Here is a 17,175-nt window from a genome sequence, read left to right as displayed (position 1 = left end):
CGCCAGCAGGTTGGCATACAAGAATTCGAGTATCCCACCAAAAAAAGAAAACGCTTACTAATTAGACGCCAAATGGAATTCAGATGAGCTTTGCTGTAAAGTCCCTACCTTAACGTATTAGGTACAGCCCACATTTATACATCTCTGTACAACGATCGGAAATCATAAAATCAACCTCCATTACTGCTGACAACAAACACCATTCAAAACGTGCTGGTTAAAAAAAAACACCCCCGGATTTCACAGGATGCATACATCCAATGTTAATCCAGGAGTGTTTGATTTTGTACTACGTAAGTTTTAGTTCGTAAGTTTTATTCGTAAGAACGGGCCTTTAATACACGCATCACATTCAATACAGCCAGCAATGTTACACCTACATCGGAAAATACAGCCTCCCACATGGTAGCAATACCGAACGCGCCCAACGTGAGAAATACCGCTTTGATACCTAACGCAAATATAATATTTTGCCATACGATACGACGTGTATGCTTGGCGATATGAATCGCCGTAACCAGTCTTGCAGGCTCATCGTTCATGATTACGATATCCGCTGCCTCAATCGCAGCATCCGAACCCAAGCCGCCCATCGCTACACCTACGTCCGCCAGCGCCAGTACAGGGGTATCATTGATCCCGTCGCCCACAAATAAAACCTTGTCGCCTGTTTTCTTAGTTGCAGACAGCTGCTCAATTGCTTCGGCTTTATGCTGAGGCAACAGCTCTGCCCGTACTTCATCCAGGCCCAGTTGACGCCCTACAGCCTCAGCAACCGTCCGATTGTCACCCGTTAGCATGATGGTTTTCACCACACCCAGCTTTTTCAGTGAAGCAACCGTCTTCGCCGCGTCCTCCTTGACCTCATCCGAGATCAGAATACATCCGGCATAAACACTATCCACAGCCACATGAACGACCGTTCCCTCATCCAGCGTCCCTGCCTGCTGCGCTGCGTCAAAAGCAACATGCTCCCGCTCCATCAGCTTCGCATTCCCGGCCAACACCAGACGACCATCAATCTGTGCCTGAATCCCGTGACCGGATATTTCACTATATTGCTGAACCCGCTCAGGTTGAAGCTCTTGACCAAAGGATTCGCGCAGAGATGCTGCGATAGGATGCGTGGAGTGCAGTTCCGCCAATGCAGCAGTTTCCAGCAAGCTTTCCTTCGTAAAGCCATCCGCAGGGTAAACCCCTGTCACGCGGAAAACACCTTTGGTGAGCGTACCTGTTTTATCAAAAACAGCATATTTTACATGATTCAGGGCTTCAAGATAGTTCCCGCCCTTGATCAGGATACCTGAACGTGAAGCTGCCCCGATTCCGCCAAAGAAGCCGAGCGGAATGGATACCACCAGCGCACACGGACAAGAGATAACGAGGAAAACGAGCGCACGATATACCCAATCTGCAAACTGTGCACCCGGTACGACAAGCGGCGGAATGACCGCCAGCAGCAGCGCGACGATAACTACAACAGGAGTATAGTATCTGGAAAACTTGGTGATAAACTTTTCAGTCGGCGCTTTTTTGGCGCTCGCATTTTGTACCAGCTCCAAAATTTTGGAGACTGTGGATTCACCAAATTCCTTGCTGACCTCTACGGTCAGAAGCCCGTTCGTATTCATAAATCCACTCAATACGCTGCTTCCCGGCTCAACGGTACGAGGCACAGATTCACCTGTCAACGCCGAGGTATCCACATGCGACTTACCGTCCACAACCTTGCCATCGAGCGGAATCTTCTCTCCCGGCTTAATTACGATCAAATCACCTATCCGAACGTCCTCTGGCGAAACCCTCCGTACAGAGTCAGCCGTCTTCAGGTTGGCATAGTCCGGTCGAATATCCATCAGATCACTGATGGATTTGCGGGAACGGTTGACAGCAATGCCTTGGAACAGCTCTCCGATTTGATAAAAGAACATGACGGCTACGCCTTCCGGGTATTCCCCGATTGCAAAGGCTCCAACAGTTGCCAGCGTCATCAGAAAGTACTCATCAAAGGCCATTCCCCGTACCAAGCTGCGTGCAGCCTGTAGGACCACATCACCGCCGACGATGATATATGCCAGCAAGAACAGCGCCAGCTTGCCTATACCTTCCACGGGCAACCACCAGGCAACAGCTGCAATGACTGCACCTGCAGCCAAACGTACAATCATGCGGCGCATACCGTCCGTACCGTGATCATGTGTATGCCCGGCATGGCTGTCATCTCCATGCGAATGAGCATGGGTGGCATGGTCATGCCCGTTGTGCACATATGCTTCCTCGCCATGTGCTTCATGGCTATGAGTATGACCAGCATGCTCATGACCGCATGCGCAGTCCTCCGTGCTGCCTGTATGCACTGTGCCAGCTTCACTTCGGCTATCTTCACGCAACCGTCCCCGAGCATTTTTGACAATCATCCGAACATGAGGCTCCAGTCTGTGAACCTTTTGTTCTGTTTGGCGAAAAATCTCTTCTTTTTGGTCCGAGCTTGCGGTCATCGTCAACGTCTTCGTAACAAAATTGACCGAGCAATCAAGCACGCCTTCTATTTTACTGACTCCATTTTCAATCTTTAGAGCGCAGTTGGCACAATCCAAGCCATCCAGAATCCATTCGTGACGTTCCGTTCTTTTCAGAGCATCCATATTTATTGGCCTCCAATAACTATATATGAGCACTTGTTCATATATGATTTGTTAAGGCCATTATATTCAGAATCAGGATCAGAAGTCAATGATAATGGCCCATGTTCATAAAAAAATCAAATTCACCGGACATACACCAAAAGAGCGCCAATTCTTTGGCGCTCTGCTGATGTTTATCCAATAAACCTATTGATGTGAAATGTGCTGATGGGTTTGCAAAAAGATCTGCTCCACATGATTATCATCCAACGAATAAAACACCGTCTTGCCTTCCTTCCGCCGTTTGACAATACGCAGGTTGCGCAAGTAACGAAGCTGATGGGATACCGCAGATTGCCCCATGTTCAACACCTGAGTCAAATCATGAACACACAGCTCCTTTTGAGCCAGGGCGTATATGAGCTTGATCCGTGTCGGATCACCCAGTGCTTTGAACAGCTCCGACATTTTGTATGCGATGGAATCCTCAACAAGGGAAGATTTTATGCGCTCAATTTCTTGGTCTGAACCGTGACAAGCCGGCTCGCAATCCAAAGCTTCCGTTTCAGAATTCATCCTTTTCACCCCATGTGTTTCGACTTGATACTCCTATTATAGCAAATTCGTAGAGTTTACGAATAGCTTATATTACAGCTTGCCCTGTAACAGGGAAATTTCAAGTCTCCATTGACTGGCTCTGCCCGCGCTCTATGACATTGCATTCAAAGCAAGCTTAATTCAATGATTTCAAAACTTCATCACTGTAAGGGATAATTTCTTCTGTCTGATGATCGCGCAGCTTGACCGCAAATGCCGGGTCTACCAATAAAGCCCGTCCAACCGCAACCAAATCAACCTCTTCCCGCTCTACCAGACCAACAAGCTGTTCCAGTCTCGCCTGTACGCTATTGGATCTATCGTTCTCTCTGTGATTATTTTCCCGTTCACTCAGAAAAGCCTTTTCCAAGCCAACGGAGCCTACCGTAATAACGGGTTTGCCTGTTAGCTTTTTGGTCCAGGCCGCCAAATTCAAATCAGACCCTGCAAATTCCGGTTCCCAAAAGCGCCGGCTAGAGCAGTGAAATACATCCACTCCGGCCTTGACCAACGGAGCCAGAAACTGTTCAAGCTCCTCCGGTGTATGTGCCAATTTTTCATCATAGTGATACATTTTCCACTGGGAAAACCGCAGTACGATCGGGAAATCCGGCCCCACTGCACGACGGCAAGCCTCAATAACCTCCACCGCAAACCGGGTACGCTGAACCAAATCGCCCCCGTATTGGTCTGTACGTTTGTTCGTTTTATCCCAGAAAAACTGATCAATTAAATAGCCATGCGCTCCATGAAGCTCAATACCGTCAAAACCCACCCGCTTGGCATCAGCGGCAGCCTGTGCAAAGGCTGCGATAATATCAGCAATCTCGGTCACGCTCAGCGGCTCAACAACTTTTTCACCGGAAGGTGAGATCCCGGACGGACCGACAGGCAGTGCTTCAGGATTCGGCTGGTTATCCGCACCTATTTGGCGAGCTGTGCCCACATGCCAGAGCTGCGGTATAATCTTGCCGCCTGCCGCATGGACTTCTTCAACGACCTTCGCCCACCCTTTCAATCCATCACCATAAAAGTTGGGAATACCTGTGCTTTCCACAGCCGCTGGGTGATTAATTGCAGTTCCCTCCGTAATAATCAAGCCAACAGCATTTTCCGCACGGCGACGATAATACTCGGCAACCTCAGGCCCCGGGATGCCTTGAGGCGAAAAATTCCGTGTCATGGGAGCCATAACGATCCGATTGGGCAGAACTAAATTACCTGCTTGAAAAGGGCTAAACAATAACTCGGTATTCATTACTTTGTTCCTCCACTCTCAATAGTATTATCGTTTTTACTCATCTGTTATACAATTCCATTTTACACATATGTAAACTTGAGTTCAAGGAGCCACAGTTTGTATTTTTAAATAGATTTCACGAAAAAAGAGGAATCAGCTGAATGCCAATTCCTCTCTTACTACAGTGTTGCTCGCACCATTAATTAGTGTGCTACCATGTTGTATTCCATAATCCACACGGAACCACCCACAATGGTCAACAGGATAACTACCCCGAAGATCAAAGTCATGACATTCCAGCGTGGTCCATTGCTCTCACGGATGTGCATGAAGAAGAAAAGCTGAACCAGGAATTGCAGCACTGCCGTGGCCAAAATAACGACCATGGTTGAAGTGCGGCTCAACATATGATTCATAACCACACCGAGAGGAATGATGGTCAGTACGATGGACAGAATAAACCCGATAACATAGGATTTCACTGAACCGTGAGAATCATCATGACCATGCGAACCTGCTCCTGATTGATGCTGTGCCACCTACATCACCCCCATCAAATAGACAACTGACAGCAAGAAGATCCAGACAGCGTCCAAAAAGTGCCAGTACAAGCTCAATGCTGAGACTTTACCCTTCGTTTCAGGAGTAAGCCCACGCTTTTTCACCTGGAACATGAGTCCGATCATCCACACCAGACCCAAGGAAACGTGAAGTCCGTGCGTACCGACCAGTGTGAAGAATGCCGACAGGAACGCACTGGTTCCAAAATTGGCTCCTTCGTGTACCATTTCAACAAACTCGTAAACTTCAAAACCGATAAAACCAAGACCCAGGATCGCCGTCACGATTAACCAGCTGATTAATCCCTTCAGGCTTCCTTTGTTCATGGCCAACACGGCCAGACCACTTGTAAAGCTGCTTGTAAGCAAGAGGAACGTTTCAATAATAACCCCTGTCATGTTAAACAGCTCTGCGCCCCCCGGCCCTCCGGCCGTATTGTTCCGAAGGACAACGAAGGTTGCAAACAAGGTACTGAACAGGATCACGTCCGTTACAAGGAAGATCCAAAAACCAAGCATCTTCAATTCTTGCGGATCGTGATGCCCGTGGTCATGATCATGGCTGTGATGTGCTGCAGCTTGTGCCATTATACAGACCCCCTTATTGCGGCTTCCGTGCGTTTTACTTCATCTGCAGGAATATAGTAATCGGCATCATAGGAGAAGAACGAGCGGCAAATCATACAAATTGCCACACCGATCAGCCCTGGAATATAGAAGAACGACCAACCGAATACGAACCCAAAGCCTGCGATGAAAAAGAACACTGACATAATGAACGGAATCGCCGAATTTTTCGGCATATGAATTGCTTCAATTGGTGGTTGCTTTCTGAAAATACCTTTTGCACGTTTGTCTTTTTCTGCCCACCAGTCGTCACGTTCTTCTACTTGCGGGATGGTAGCAAAATTGTACTCCGGTGCAGGTGAAGGAATCGACCATTCGAGCGTATGACCACCCCAAGGGTCGCCTGTTGTATCCTTCAGCTTGCGGAAATTCTTGATACCCAGCAAAATTTGAAGAACCTGGAACAAGAAACCGATCCCCATCAGGAATGCCCCAATGGTTGAAACAAAGTTAAGCGGCTGCCAGCCGGTATCCCAGCCGTAAGTGCTCAGACGACGTGTCATACCCATCAGACCGAGGGAATACTGCGGAATGAAACATACATAGAAACCGATATTCCAGAACCAGAAAGCCCATTTGCCAGGCGTTTCAGGCAGCGTGAAGCCGAACATTTTAGGCCACCAGTAGTACAGACCTGCCAGATAGCCGAACACTACACCGCCAATCAGAGCGGAGTGGAAGTGAGCGATCAAGAAGTAACTGTTATGGAACTGGAAGTCCGCAGGTGCTACAGACAACATGACACCCGTCAAACCTGCAATCAGGAAGTTCGGAATAAAAGCAATAGACCACATCATCGGAGTTTTAAATTCGATTTTACCCCGATACATCGTGAACAGCCAGTTAAACACCTTAACACCTGTCGGGATTGCGATAACCATCGTCGAAATCGCAAAGAATGCATTGACATCTGCGCCTGATCCCATCGTGAAGAAGTGATGCGCCCAGGTGAAGAAGGACAGGATCGCAATAATGAACATGGCGTAAACCATGGATTTGTAGCCAAACAATTTCTTTTTGGAGAATACGCTAATGACCTCGGAATAAATACCGAAAGCAGGCAATACTACAATGTATACCTCAGGATGACCCCACATCCAAATCAGGTTGATATACATCATCGGGTTGCCGCCAAAGTCAAGGGTAAAGAAGTGTCCTCCTCCGAAGCGGTCAAGGAATAGCAAAGCCAAAGTAATCGTCAGAATCGGGAACGCGAAAATGATAATAACACACGATGAAAATACGGACCACGTAAAGACAGGCATTTTCATCCAGGTCATACCAGGTGCGCGCATTTTAATAATGGTAACAATAAAGTTGATCCCAGTAGCCAATGAACCTATACCCGAAATCTGAATACCCCAGATATAGAAGTTCTCGCCGACGCCGGGACTAAATTGCAATTCGGAAAGCGGCGGATAACTCAACCAGCCTGCATCTGGCGAACCGCCAATAACGAAGGACAGGTTGAACAACATCGCTCCCATAAAGAAAAGCCAGAAGCTCAGTGCGTTCAGGAAAGGGAACGCTACGTCGCGCGCACCAATTTGAAGCGGTACCGCGATATTAAACAAACCAAACATCAAAGGCATCGCCATAAACAAGATCATGATCGTGCCATGTGTTGTAAAGATCTGATTGTAATGCTCAGGATGCAGCAATGTAACATCCGGTGAAGCAAGTTGAATACGCATCAATAAGGCATCCACACCACCGCGGAATAGCATCAGGATGGACGCGAGGATATACATGATACCGACTTTTTTATGGTCAACAGTCGTCAACCAGTTTTTCCAAAGCCAGCCCCATTTTTTGAAATAAGTGAGCACAAACACGATCCCGATCGTCGCAAGAGCGATGGAAACGTCCGCTCCATAAATCATCGGATCTCCAGTGACGAAGAAAGTGGATGCAAACTCTTTTATTTTATCAAGCATTGGGAGCCTCCTTCCCTATAATCATTTAATTGTGTCCGCTCATATTCATATGACTCATGTCCATTGCACCTTTATCTTCTGTGCCGGACTTGGAAGAATCTTCAGTGGATGCTCCATGTCCTGCATGCGGGTTGGAAGCACCGTCTACTACGTATTTGGTTACGATGTTCTGGAACAATCCGTCGGGAATCGAAGAATACTCATCAGGCTGGGACAAACCTGGTTTTGCAAGCGCCAAATAGCCGTCCTTTGTCAACGGTTTGGACTGCTTCTTGATGTCAGCGACCCAGTTTTTATACGCTTCATCCGACTGGACTTCTACATCAAATCGCATTTGTCCAAAATGCTCACCGCTAAAGTTTGCACCCGAGCCAAAGTAAGTTCCTTCATGATCGGCCTGCAAATGCAGTTTCATAGCCATGCCTGACATGGTGTAGATTTGACCGCCCAATTGCGGAATCCAGAACGAGTTCATCGGGGCATCGGCAGTCAGTTCAAAACGGACTGGAACACCTTTAGGAATGTGAACCTGGTTAACTGTAGCTATACCTTCTTCCGGGTACATAAAGAGCCATTTCCAGTCCAGTGAAGCCACTTGAATGGTTACCGGCTTTTGTGTACTTGCAATTGGCTTGGAAGGCTCCAGCAAGTAGGTATATCTTGCAGTGATCACCGCAATGATGCAAATAACGATGATTGGAATAGCCCACCATACGGTCTCCAGCTTTTTGCTGTCATCCCAGTGGGGTTGATACTTTACTTTGTTAGTCGCTGAGTCACGATAGCGCCAAATGATGAAGAAAGTCAAAATCATGACCGGAACAATTATAAGCGCAGACAAAGCCGTCGTAATAATGATCAGCTCTTTTTGTGCTTGCCCAACGGGTCCTTTCGGATCGAAAACAACGTATTTTCCGCCAGCATAAAAACACGTCCAAATGAGCAATGCTACCGTGAGCACGGTCAAAACCAACGCAATAATCGCTTTTGGTTTTTTGTTCATGTTGTTCCCCTCTCCTTAGAAATAGTAAATTACTCAAAACTAACGAACTCCTGTAATGTTGCCCCTATATAAGATAGCAGAAAAGCGGTCACTTTTTTTATTGTTAACAAAATTGTCGATTATTTGTCCGTTTTTTGTGAAAAATCTCTCTAAAAATAAATTTTCTCTTGCAAATTCAAAAATCATTTATCACTAAGAAAATGACATAAAATACGATATTTATGTATCGCAAAGAAGCTATATTAAAGCAAAAAGCGGGCCTCCGTACAGTTATCACGCTACACTGCTCGAAGACCCACGATGTTGTTTTATTGGATATGTTCTCTCATTTTTATTTATGCTAGCTGCGGCCGTTTTCCTGGTCTTCCTTCTTACGGGCAATGACAAACGCTTTTCCAATGAGAAAAATAAATATTCCGGCAGCGAAGCAGCCAATACCTGTCATTAAATATATATTACGATCGCTTAAATTCCCCAGATCAAACAAAATAAGAATAATACCTGCAATGCAGGCAATCCACGCGATAGCAGATACCATGCGGCTCATTTGGTAGTCAGTTGATCCTGATTTCCTAAAATTCGCAGCCATCCCCTTCACTCCCTCCAGTCTAAAAAATAGTTTCAAACGCCCTCGTCAGGTATTTTTGTCAGTATGCACATATCTTGCTTTTTTATTCCCTTTAGTCTATACATACTTGGAACAACCTGTAACATATCTTGGCTATTATTACCCCGAAGGACCTGCTGTTCAAACCAAAGGTAGTGAAGACGGAACCAGCTCCGCTATTGCAAAACAGATCTTTTTAGCGTCTGGTCTCCAGCCAATTATTATTGACCACATTTTGATACCAGTAATAGCTTTCCTTGGGGGTGCGGACCTGTGTGCGGAAATCGACATGAATCATGCCAAATCTCATATTGTACCCTTCTGCCCACTCAAAATTGTCCATCAATGACCATGCCATATATCCTTTGACATGAAGCCCGTCATGAATAGCCCGGTGTACCTGCACCAAATGCTGACGCATATACGAAATACGACGGTCATCCTGAACCTTGCCGTTCACAATGTCATCGTTGATGCATGCCCCGTTCTCTGTAATGTAAATGTCGATATTGCCGTATTTTTGCAAATAATGCAGTACCTCATACAGCCCACGTGATTCCACCGGCCAGCCGATATCCGTGACTGGCAGTCCCATATTGATCTCTTCGGATTGAAGGAACCCGGCTTCGGGATTAAAGCGATTAACGGACATACTATAGTAATTGATGCCGATCATATCAATCGGTTCACGAATGATGTCCATATCCCCATCTTGAATCGGTACGCTGGCTCCCTGCTCCGCAAACCAGTCTACCAAAAACTGTGGATATGAGCCTTGATAAATAGGCTGGAGAAACCAGTCACTGTGCAGGGAAATCGTGCGTGCACAAGCGGCTTTATCTTCCTCGGAAGTGCTGTAGGGTACAGCCCATGAGACATTGGGCGCGATGCCAATCTGACCACTGGTGCCCAGCTCGCGGAAACGACGCACAGAAAGGCCATGTGCAACCAGCAGATGATGTCCCACATCGATGGCTGTCTGGAGATTCGTCAGACCAGGGGCGTGAACGCCCAGCATATTGGATAAAAAAGCGATGCACCACGGTTCATTAAATGTGAGCCAATGGTGTATTTTTCCGTGAAACTCACGGAACATCGTTTCGGCAAACTGGACAAATGCCTGAATCGTGCGGCGATTTTCCCAGCCTCCCGCATCCTGAAGCACCTGTGGCAAATCCCAGTGATACAGGGTGCAGAACGGTTCAATCCCGTTTTCGTTCAACAAATCGACTACGCGATGATAATAGTCCAAGCCTTCTTGGTTGACTTCACCGTCACCATTCGGGAATATACGCGGCCATGACACCGAAAAACGATATGTACGAATGCCCAACTCCTTCATCAGCCGGATATCCTCCTCGTAGCGATGATAGCTGTCGCAAGCTACATTTCCGTTATCTCCGTTAAACACCTTGCCAGGCGTATGAGCAAAGGTATCCCAAATGGACAGGCTTCTTCCCCCCTCCTGATAAGCCCCCTCAATTTGATAGGCTGCCGTTGCCGTTCCCCACATAAAGTCCTGCGGAAATTGAAAAATGGTCATATTCGATCTTCCTCTCCAAGAATAATAATCATATGTCCGTCCGTTATTTCCTGCTCTTTGGTAAAAATCCATGACAGAATGAATCCACCGTGCTCTGGATCAGGCTGGGCTTGCCGGGCATCTGCGCTAAAGGGCTGTGCACAGCGAATGATGCAGTTACCTGTCGGGACAGATGCGATAAGTTCCGCACGGACGAGCCGGGAACCGGACCATTCTATGCTGACCGTCATCCCGCCACGCCCCCGCAATCCGCTGACCCGTCCCTGCGACCATGCTGCAGGCAGGGCAGGCAGTAAGGTCAGCTCACCCGGACGGCTTTGCAGCAGCATTTCCGCGATGCCCGCCGTCGCGCCGAAATTGCCGTCAATCTGAAAAGGCGGGTGAGCGTCGAATAGATTGGGATAGGTCGAACGCGACAGTAAGGTGCGAACATACCGATGCGCCGCCTCGCCATCCTCCAGCCGGGCGTACAGGTTAATCAGCCAAGCACAGCTCCACCCGGTATGGCCTCCACCATGATCCAGCCGCCTGTGCAGCGATATGCGGGCCGCCTCTGCCAGCTCCGGAGTATCGCGGATATGGATTTGTCGGCCGGGGTACAAACCGTACAGATGCGAAACATGCCGATGTCCCGGCTCCGCTTCCTCCCAATCGACAAACCATTCCTGCAACTGCCCGTGACGGCCCATTTGATAAGGCAGTAGCCGTTGCTGAGTCTCTTCACAGCGGTTGCGGAACTCTTCGTCTAATTCCAGCAGATCCGCTGCCTGAATGCAGTTGCCGAGCAGTTCCCGGATCAGTGTCATATCCATCGTAGAACCCATGGATATACTGCACTCTTCGCCGGACGATGTGATGAATTTGTTTTCGGGTGATGTGGAGGGAGAGGTAACGAGCCAGCCATCCGGGCCTTCTATGAGCCAATCCATACAAAAGGCAGCCGCACCCTTCATCAGCGGATAAGCCTGTTCCGCCAAATAGGCTGTATCCTGTGTGAACAGATAACGTTCCCACAGATGGGCGGTCAGCCATACACCCCCTAACGGCCAAAATGCCCAACTGGCGTGGCCCCCTGACGGTCCGGCGTATCTCCACAGGTCTACATTGTGGTGGGCTGCCCATCCTTGAGCGCCGTAATTGACGGAAGCCACTCTGCGTCCCGTGCGGCTGATTTCTCCAACCATGTGCAGCAGGGGCTCATGGCACTCGGCAAGATTGCATATTTCGGCCGGCCAGTAATTCATCTGTGTATTTATATTGGTTGTATAATTACTGTTCCACGGCGGCTGCACCCGATCATTCCAGATGCCCTGGAGATTGGCGGGCTGACTGCCCGGGCGTGAACTGCCCATGAGCAGGTAGCGCCCATACTGAAACAACAGCACCTCCAAACCCGGGTCCGCCTCCCCTTGCTTATAACGCTCCAAGCGCAGATCAGTGGGCAGAATCAACTCTTCGGCTCGAGTGTCACCCCCAAGCTCCAATGCGACACGGTCGAACAGTGTGCGATGATCCTGCTCATGCCGTTGCCGCACCTGCTCGCTCCCCAGCGATATCGCCTTATCCAAAGTGATCTGGCAGGCCTCTGCTGACTCCGCCGGATCACTATCGGGCATCACGTCGAATCCCCGAAATCCGGTCGCCGCCGCCAAATACACCGTGAGTGTATCGGCGCCCGAAACGATTACTGTTCCGTCATCCTTCGCCGTTACGATTCCTCCCTCGGAAACCATCCTCGCCTGAACCGCAAAAGCCGTGCCCAGATCATGCTCGTAAACGACCGACTGCGGATGATCACCGTGATCATTGGATTCCACATGACTGGGCGCTCGTCCGTTCAGCGTAATACAGTTCCTCGTCGCTTCATCGGATAGCCCCTCAGCCACATCGCTATCCCATTGGGATAAAACAGCAAAATGTTCATCCTCGCCTGACTCATCTTCACAAGGATGCGGCGTCGTTATACGCACTGACGCATTAATCTGCCCAGCCCTATCCGCAGTCAGCGATACCATGATGATTCCATCTGGGCTACTTGCGATAACCTCACGCGTATAACGGATGCCATCGCTATGAAAAGCAACTGCTGCTGTTCCGGTCGGTAAGTCCAGTTCCCGTTCATAATGCGTGATTTCTCCGAAGCCCTTCTGCGTAATCCACAAATCTCCCAAAGGCTGATACGCTTCCGTATTGCAACCCAGCATGTGCGTATTGATCAGATGTTCCGCATCCTTGTATTTTCCAGCTGCAATCAGTTCCCTGACGGGCTTCAAGTATCGCAATGCATCATACTGAACCCCATCTCTTGGAAATCCGGACCAGAGTGTATCCTCGTTTAATTGCAACCGCTCCTCTCTGATCCCGCCAAACACCATAGCGCCGAGTCTTCCATTGCCGACGGGCAATGCTTCCTCCCATACCTCAGCAGGTTGGCGATACCATAACCGCAGGGACTGCGGCTTTTCCCCTTTTGTCACATCAAACCCTCCCCACCTGAGCTAAAACAGAGCGTCAATCCCGTATTGCCTCTAGGACAAGCGCTCTGTCATCCGGCAATCAAAGCTTGGTTAAACGGATTCGTTATTTAGAGGCCTTCCCGCTCCATAGCTCCACTCTGTCCTTCACCAATTGCGTGTACTGCTGTTCCATTTGCACGGCGCCGGCCGCATCCAGCTCTTTAATCATGTTGTCGTACACGGTGTTAAAATTGGAAGTCGGTGCCAAAATAGCCTCCGGTATACGCTTGCGGATAATGTCCGTCGTTTTTTTGAACGTAACGTTATAGTTGGATTCATTGTCTGTCGTCAGGTTATAGGCTGCACCCCATGGCTTGACGTCAAATTCCTTTTCGCTCGGAAAGAGATCCTTCCACGTTTTTACGCCATACGCCTTGAGCGACTCCTTTTCCGGCTCCGAATAGGCTGCGATAATTTGTTCCGGGAATTTGGTAGTATAGTAGTTCCCCGTAGGATCTTTCACACCATCACCATAGTGTCCGCTGATCAGCGTGTACAGATCCATTCCGCTTGTTTTGTTGAAGCTGGTGGCGTTGTTCGTTTTTTGCTCCAGTATATTTGCCGGAATGATGCGTTTGCCGTCCTTGATCTCATAATGCTTGCCTTCGATTCCCCAGTTCACCAGCACCTGTCCTTCATCGGAAGCCAGATAATCAAGGAACTTAATGGCCCGCACCGGGTCCTTGCAGCTCTCTGTAATGCCTACACCATAACCGGACATGAAGCCTGCATCCTGAAAGGAATGATCCTTATATTCCTCCGAAAGTGTAACCGGAAAATGCGCATAGCTGGCATCGGCCTTGCCTGACGTTTTTAACGCATTTTCAGCTTCCAGATAGCCCCACTCCTGGTCAATCAGACCGAGGACGCGACCGCTGGCAATTTTGGATTTGTATTGGTCACTTTTTTGCACAAAGGATTCCTTATCCAGCAGCCCTTCATTGTACATGTGGTTCAACCAGCGGAAATATTCCTTTTCCTCCGGACGCTTGTAATGAAGCTTGGCTTCAAACGTCTTGGGATCAATAAAATATTCGCCATCGTCCGACGCTCCTGTCGTCTGGAAGGCAGGATTTGTTACGGTAATCATGATTCTCCAGTCGTCCGCATCCAGCGTGAGAGGAATGGTCTTTTTACCGTCAATGGTCGGATGTTTGGCTGCATAGGTTTTGAGTACGTTCTCAAAATCCTGTAATGTTTTCACCTTCGGATACCCCAGTTCCTTAAGTACTCTGTGCTGGATTTCAAATCCACCCGTCGCATCAAAGCTCTTCTGCCCCACACCTGCGTACGTAGGAATGACATAGATGGCCTGATCCTTGTTGCTGTATTTCAGCCGATCCATATAGGGACCGTACAGCTTTTTGAGATTCGGCGCGTGCTCGTTAATCAGATCCGTCAGATCAATCATCGCTCCGGCGTCCACCAGCTTGCTGATATTTGCTTTGGCAGAAACCAGATCCGGGTACTCTCCACTCGCTGCCATCAAAGAAATGCGATCATTCCCGCCCCCGCCGCTGACATCAAATTCAGCATTCAGGGTTACACCCGTTCTTTTCGTGATTTCCTTGCCTATTTCATCCTTCATGCCGCTCCATTGCGGGCTTGGATCAGCCCCAAAAAAGCTAAACGTTATCGGATCGGTTCCACTGGATGAGCCTTCCTTTGCTGCGTTTTGGCTCCCGCCACAGCCTGCCAGTGCAGCAAGTGATACCGCAAGCAAGGGAATGAGTGCAAATCTGGACCAGTGTTTTTTCATGTTCCAAACCTCCTGTGTTTTTAATGATTGGACTGTTATGATTTAACTGTTATGATTTCACTGCGCCCAGCGTCATGCCGCCTACAAAATACTTTTGCAGGAATGGATATACCAGCAGGATGGGGAGCGTAACCGTAATCGTAATTGCCATTTTGATGGATTCTGGCGAAATCTGTGCCATTTGCTTCGCCATATCATTGCTGTTGGTCATGCTGGAGCCGCCTTGCTGTGTACTTTGCAGTACCTTCATCAGCTCGTATTGCAGCGTTGTCCATTGTGAAGCTGTCCCGTTGTACAAATACGTATCAAACCACGCGTTCCACTGGTTCACCGCCAAAAACAGAGCAATTGTCGCGAGCACAGGCTTGCACAGCGGCAAAATAATTTTCCAGTATATTGTAAAATCGTTCGCTCCGTCCAGTTTGGCAGACTCCTGCAGCGCATACGGCAAACCATCCATAAAGGAACGAATGACAAATACATTAAACGCGCTAATCAACGTCGGGAAAATATATACCCAGAACGTGCCCAGCAAATGCAAATCACGCATCAAAATAAACACAGGCACCATCCCGCCGGAAAAATACATCGTCAATGCCAGAAACGTGGAAATGAACTTGCGGGCGCGAAAATCGACCCGGCTTAGCGTAAATGCAAGCATAGATGCACAAATGAGCCCCAGCACCGTTCCAACCACTGTACGTAAAATCGATACCTGCAGACCCTGAAGAAGGCCATCGTATTGGAAAATCGTTTTGTAATTTTCGAGTGTAAACTGGCGGGGCCATATATAAATGCCGCCACGAACTGTGTCCGTCGAATTATTCAAGGAAATTGCAAGTACGTTCAGAAACGGATACAGCGTCACTACCACGATTAATGCCATGAGGATATAGTTGAACAGATCAAACATCTTTTCAGACCGGGTCGCGTTAAAAGCCTTGTTCGTCATTTCGCCTCTCCCTCCCTACATGATGCTTTCTTTGGTCAGTTTCTTGAATATGCCATTTGCCGTAAACAACAACAGAATGCTGACCAATGAGTTGAAAATACCGATCGCCGTCCCGTAAGAGAAGCGGCCCAAATTAATCCCGTAATTCAATGCATACAAATCCAGCACTTCGGAATAATCCGTTACGAGGCTGTTGCCCAGTAGGAACTGCTTTTCAAAACCGTTGCTGACCAGATGCCCAATCGCCATAATAAACAGAACGGCAATGGTCGAGCGGATGCCCGGCAGCGTAATATGCCACATCTGTCTCCAGCGGCTTGCCCCATCCACACGCGAAGCTTCATACTGCTCCTGGTCTATTCCAGTGATCGCGGCTAAGTAAATAATCGTATTCCAGCCCGTCTCTTTCCATATGTCGGAAGCGGTTACAATGTACCAGAACCAGCTCCCCTTGGCCATGAATTGAATCGGCTCATCCACAATATGAAGCGCTATCAATATATCGTTAACGATCCCCCCATCAATGGACAGCATCTTGGTAACCAATCCGGCAACCACCACCCAGGATACAAAGTGCGGAAGGTAAGATACCGTCTGCACGAAACGCTTGAACATCATTCCCCTCAGCTCATTTAATAAAATCGCAAAAAAGATCGGTACAACAAAGCCAAACACAATGCCCATCAGGCTCATCGCCAGCGTATTGCGTAATACCAGATAAAATCGTTCATCCTGAAAAAGCTCAACAAAGTTGTCGAATCCCACCCACTTCTGATTCCAGAAGGATTTGGCCGGCTTATAATTTTGAAAGGCCATCGTCCAGCCCCACAGCGGAAGATAACTGAAAACAAACACCCATATGACGAAAGGAATGGACATAAAATAAAGATATTTTTGCTGCTTCACACTGTCCCACAAGCCTTTTTTGCCACGTCCGGGCTCCGGTCCGCGTCCCTTACGCGGTCTGCCCCGATTGGATTCAGGAATCACAGCACCAGTATTGGAAGCGGTTTCAGTTGAAGATTCCATAGCAAGCTCCTCCTCGTATGTAGTTACTATTATCATACTGTGCCGGATCAGAAGCTGATACCCGACGAATTAGGAGAAAAATCAGTTCAAAATTAGATATATGGGGGGTGGAGTTGAAAATTACGTTTGTGCCACTACGCATGCGGATGGTGCTTCCCATCGCTGTTGCTTGTACAGCACC

The 17,175-nt window shown here is 48.3% G+C and carries 13 protein-coding genes; all 13 read right to left on the bottom strand.

Features of this window, described 5'->3' with window-relative positions:
• Positions 1–314: 314 nt before the first annotated feature.
• Positions 315–2,645 (bottom strand): heavy metal translocating P-type ATPase, encoded by a 2,331-nt coding sequence (locus B4V02_RS03970; protein WP_094153824.1) that lies wholly within the window; start codon positions 2,643–2,645, stop codon positions 315–317.
• A gap of 186 nt (positions 2,646–2,831) precedes the next feature.
• On the bottom strand, positions 2,832–3,200 hold the full coding sequence (locus B4V02_RS03965; protein WP_007432172.1) for an ArsR/SmtB family transcription factor: 369 nt from the start codon (positions 3,198–3,200) through the stop codon (positions 2,832–2,834).
• A 157-nt stretch (positions 3,201–3,357) separates the two neighbouring features.
• Positions 3,358–4,479, bottom strand: coding sequence for an NADH:flavin oxidoreductase (locus tag B4V02_RS03960; RefSeq protein ID WP_094153823.1), 1,122 nt, complete (start codon positions 4,477–4,479; stop codon positions 3,358–3,360).
• A gap of 185 nt (positions 4,480–4,664) precedes the next feature.
• The gene (gene cyoD, locus B4V02_RS03955) at positions 4,665–5,000 is read right to left on the bottom strand and encodes a cytochrome o ubiquinol oxidase subunit IV (RefSeq protein WP_007432174.1); all 336 of its coding nucleotides are present in this window, start codon (positions 4,998–5,000) and stop codon (positions 4,665–4,667) included.
• Positions 5,001–5,609 carry a cytochrome o ubiquinol oxidase subunit III gene (gene cyoC / locus B4V02_RS03950; RefSeq protein WP_007432175.1) on the bottom strand — a complete coding sequence of 203 codons (609 nt, stop codon included), beginning with the start codon at positions 5,607–5,609 and terminating at the stop codon, positions 5,001–5,003.
• Entirely contained in the window at positions 5,609–7,585 is a 1,977-nt protein-coding gene (locus tag B4V02_RS03945; RefSeq protein ID WP_007432176.1) for a cbb3-type cytochrome c oxidase subunit I, read from the bottom strand. The genes cyoC and B4V02_RS03945 overlap by 1 nt, the downstream gene beginning before the upstream one ends.
• Before the next feature lie 25 nt (positions 7,586–7,610).
• A complete protein-coding gene (gene cyoA, locus B4V02_RS03940; RefSeq protein WP_094153822.1) occupies positions 7,611–8,588 on the bottom strand; it encodes a ubiquinol oxidase subunit II in 978 nt (325 codons plus the stop codon).
• 340 nt (positions 8,589–8,928) lie between these two features.
• The gene (locus tag B4V02_RS03935; protein WP_007432178.1) at positions 8,929–9,177 is read right to left on the bottom strand and encodes a hypothetical protein; all 249 of its coding nucleotides are present in this window, start codon (positions 9,175–9,177) and stop codon (positions 8,929–8,931) included.
• A gap of 214 nt (positions 9,178–9,391) precedes the next feature.
• Entirely contained in the window at positions 9,392–10,738 is a 1,347-nt protein-coding gene (locus B4V02_RS03930) for a GH1 family beta-glucosidase (RefSeq protein ID WP_007432179.1), read from the bottom strand.
• Positions 10,735–13,215 carry a glycoside hydrolase family 95 protein gene (locus B4V02_RS03925; RefSeq protein WP_094153821.1) on the bottom strand — a complete coding sequence of 827 codons (2,481 nt, stop codon included), beginning with the start codon at positions 13,213–13,215 and terminating at the stop codon, positions 10,735–10,737. Before B4V02_RS03925 ends, B4V02_RS03930 begins: the two co-directional genes overlap by 4 nt.
• Positions 13,216–13,318: 103 nt before the next feature.
• Positions 13,319–15,013, bottom strand: a complete 1,695-nt coding sequence (locus B4V02_RS03920) for an ABC transporter substrate-binding protein (protein ID WP_094153820.1) — start codon at positions 15,011–15,013, stop codon at positions 13,319–13,321.
• Positions 15,014–15,062: 49 nt separating this feature from the next.
• Positions 15,063–15,965, bottom strand: a complete 903-nt coding sequence (locus B4V02_RS03915; protein ID WP_068503294.1) for a carbohydrate ABC transporter permease — start codon at positions 15,963–15,965, stop codon at positions 15,063–15,065.
• Positions 15,966–15,980: 15 nt separating this feature from the next.
• Complete coding sequence (locus tag B4V02_RS03910) at positions 15,981–16,994, bottom strand: ABC transporter permease (RefSeq protein ID WP_094153819.1); 1,014 nt, start codon at positions 16,992–16,994, stop codon at positions 15,981–15,983.
• Positions 16,995–17,175 lie beyond the last annotated feature (181 nt).

This window comes from Paenibacillus kribbensis (genome assembly GCF_002240415.1).
GTDB classification, from domain to species: Bacteria; Bacillota; Bacilli; order Paenibacillales; family Paenibacillaceae; genus Paenibacillus; species Paenibacillus kribbensis.
Note: the sequence above shows the minus strand (reverse complement) of the source record. Positions and strands in the feature narration are given on the sequence as shown.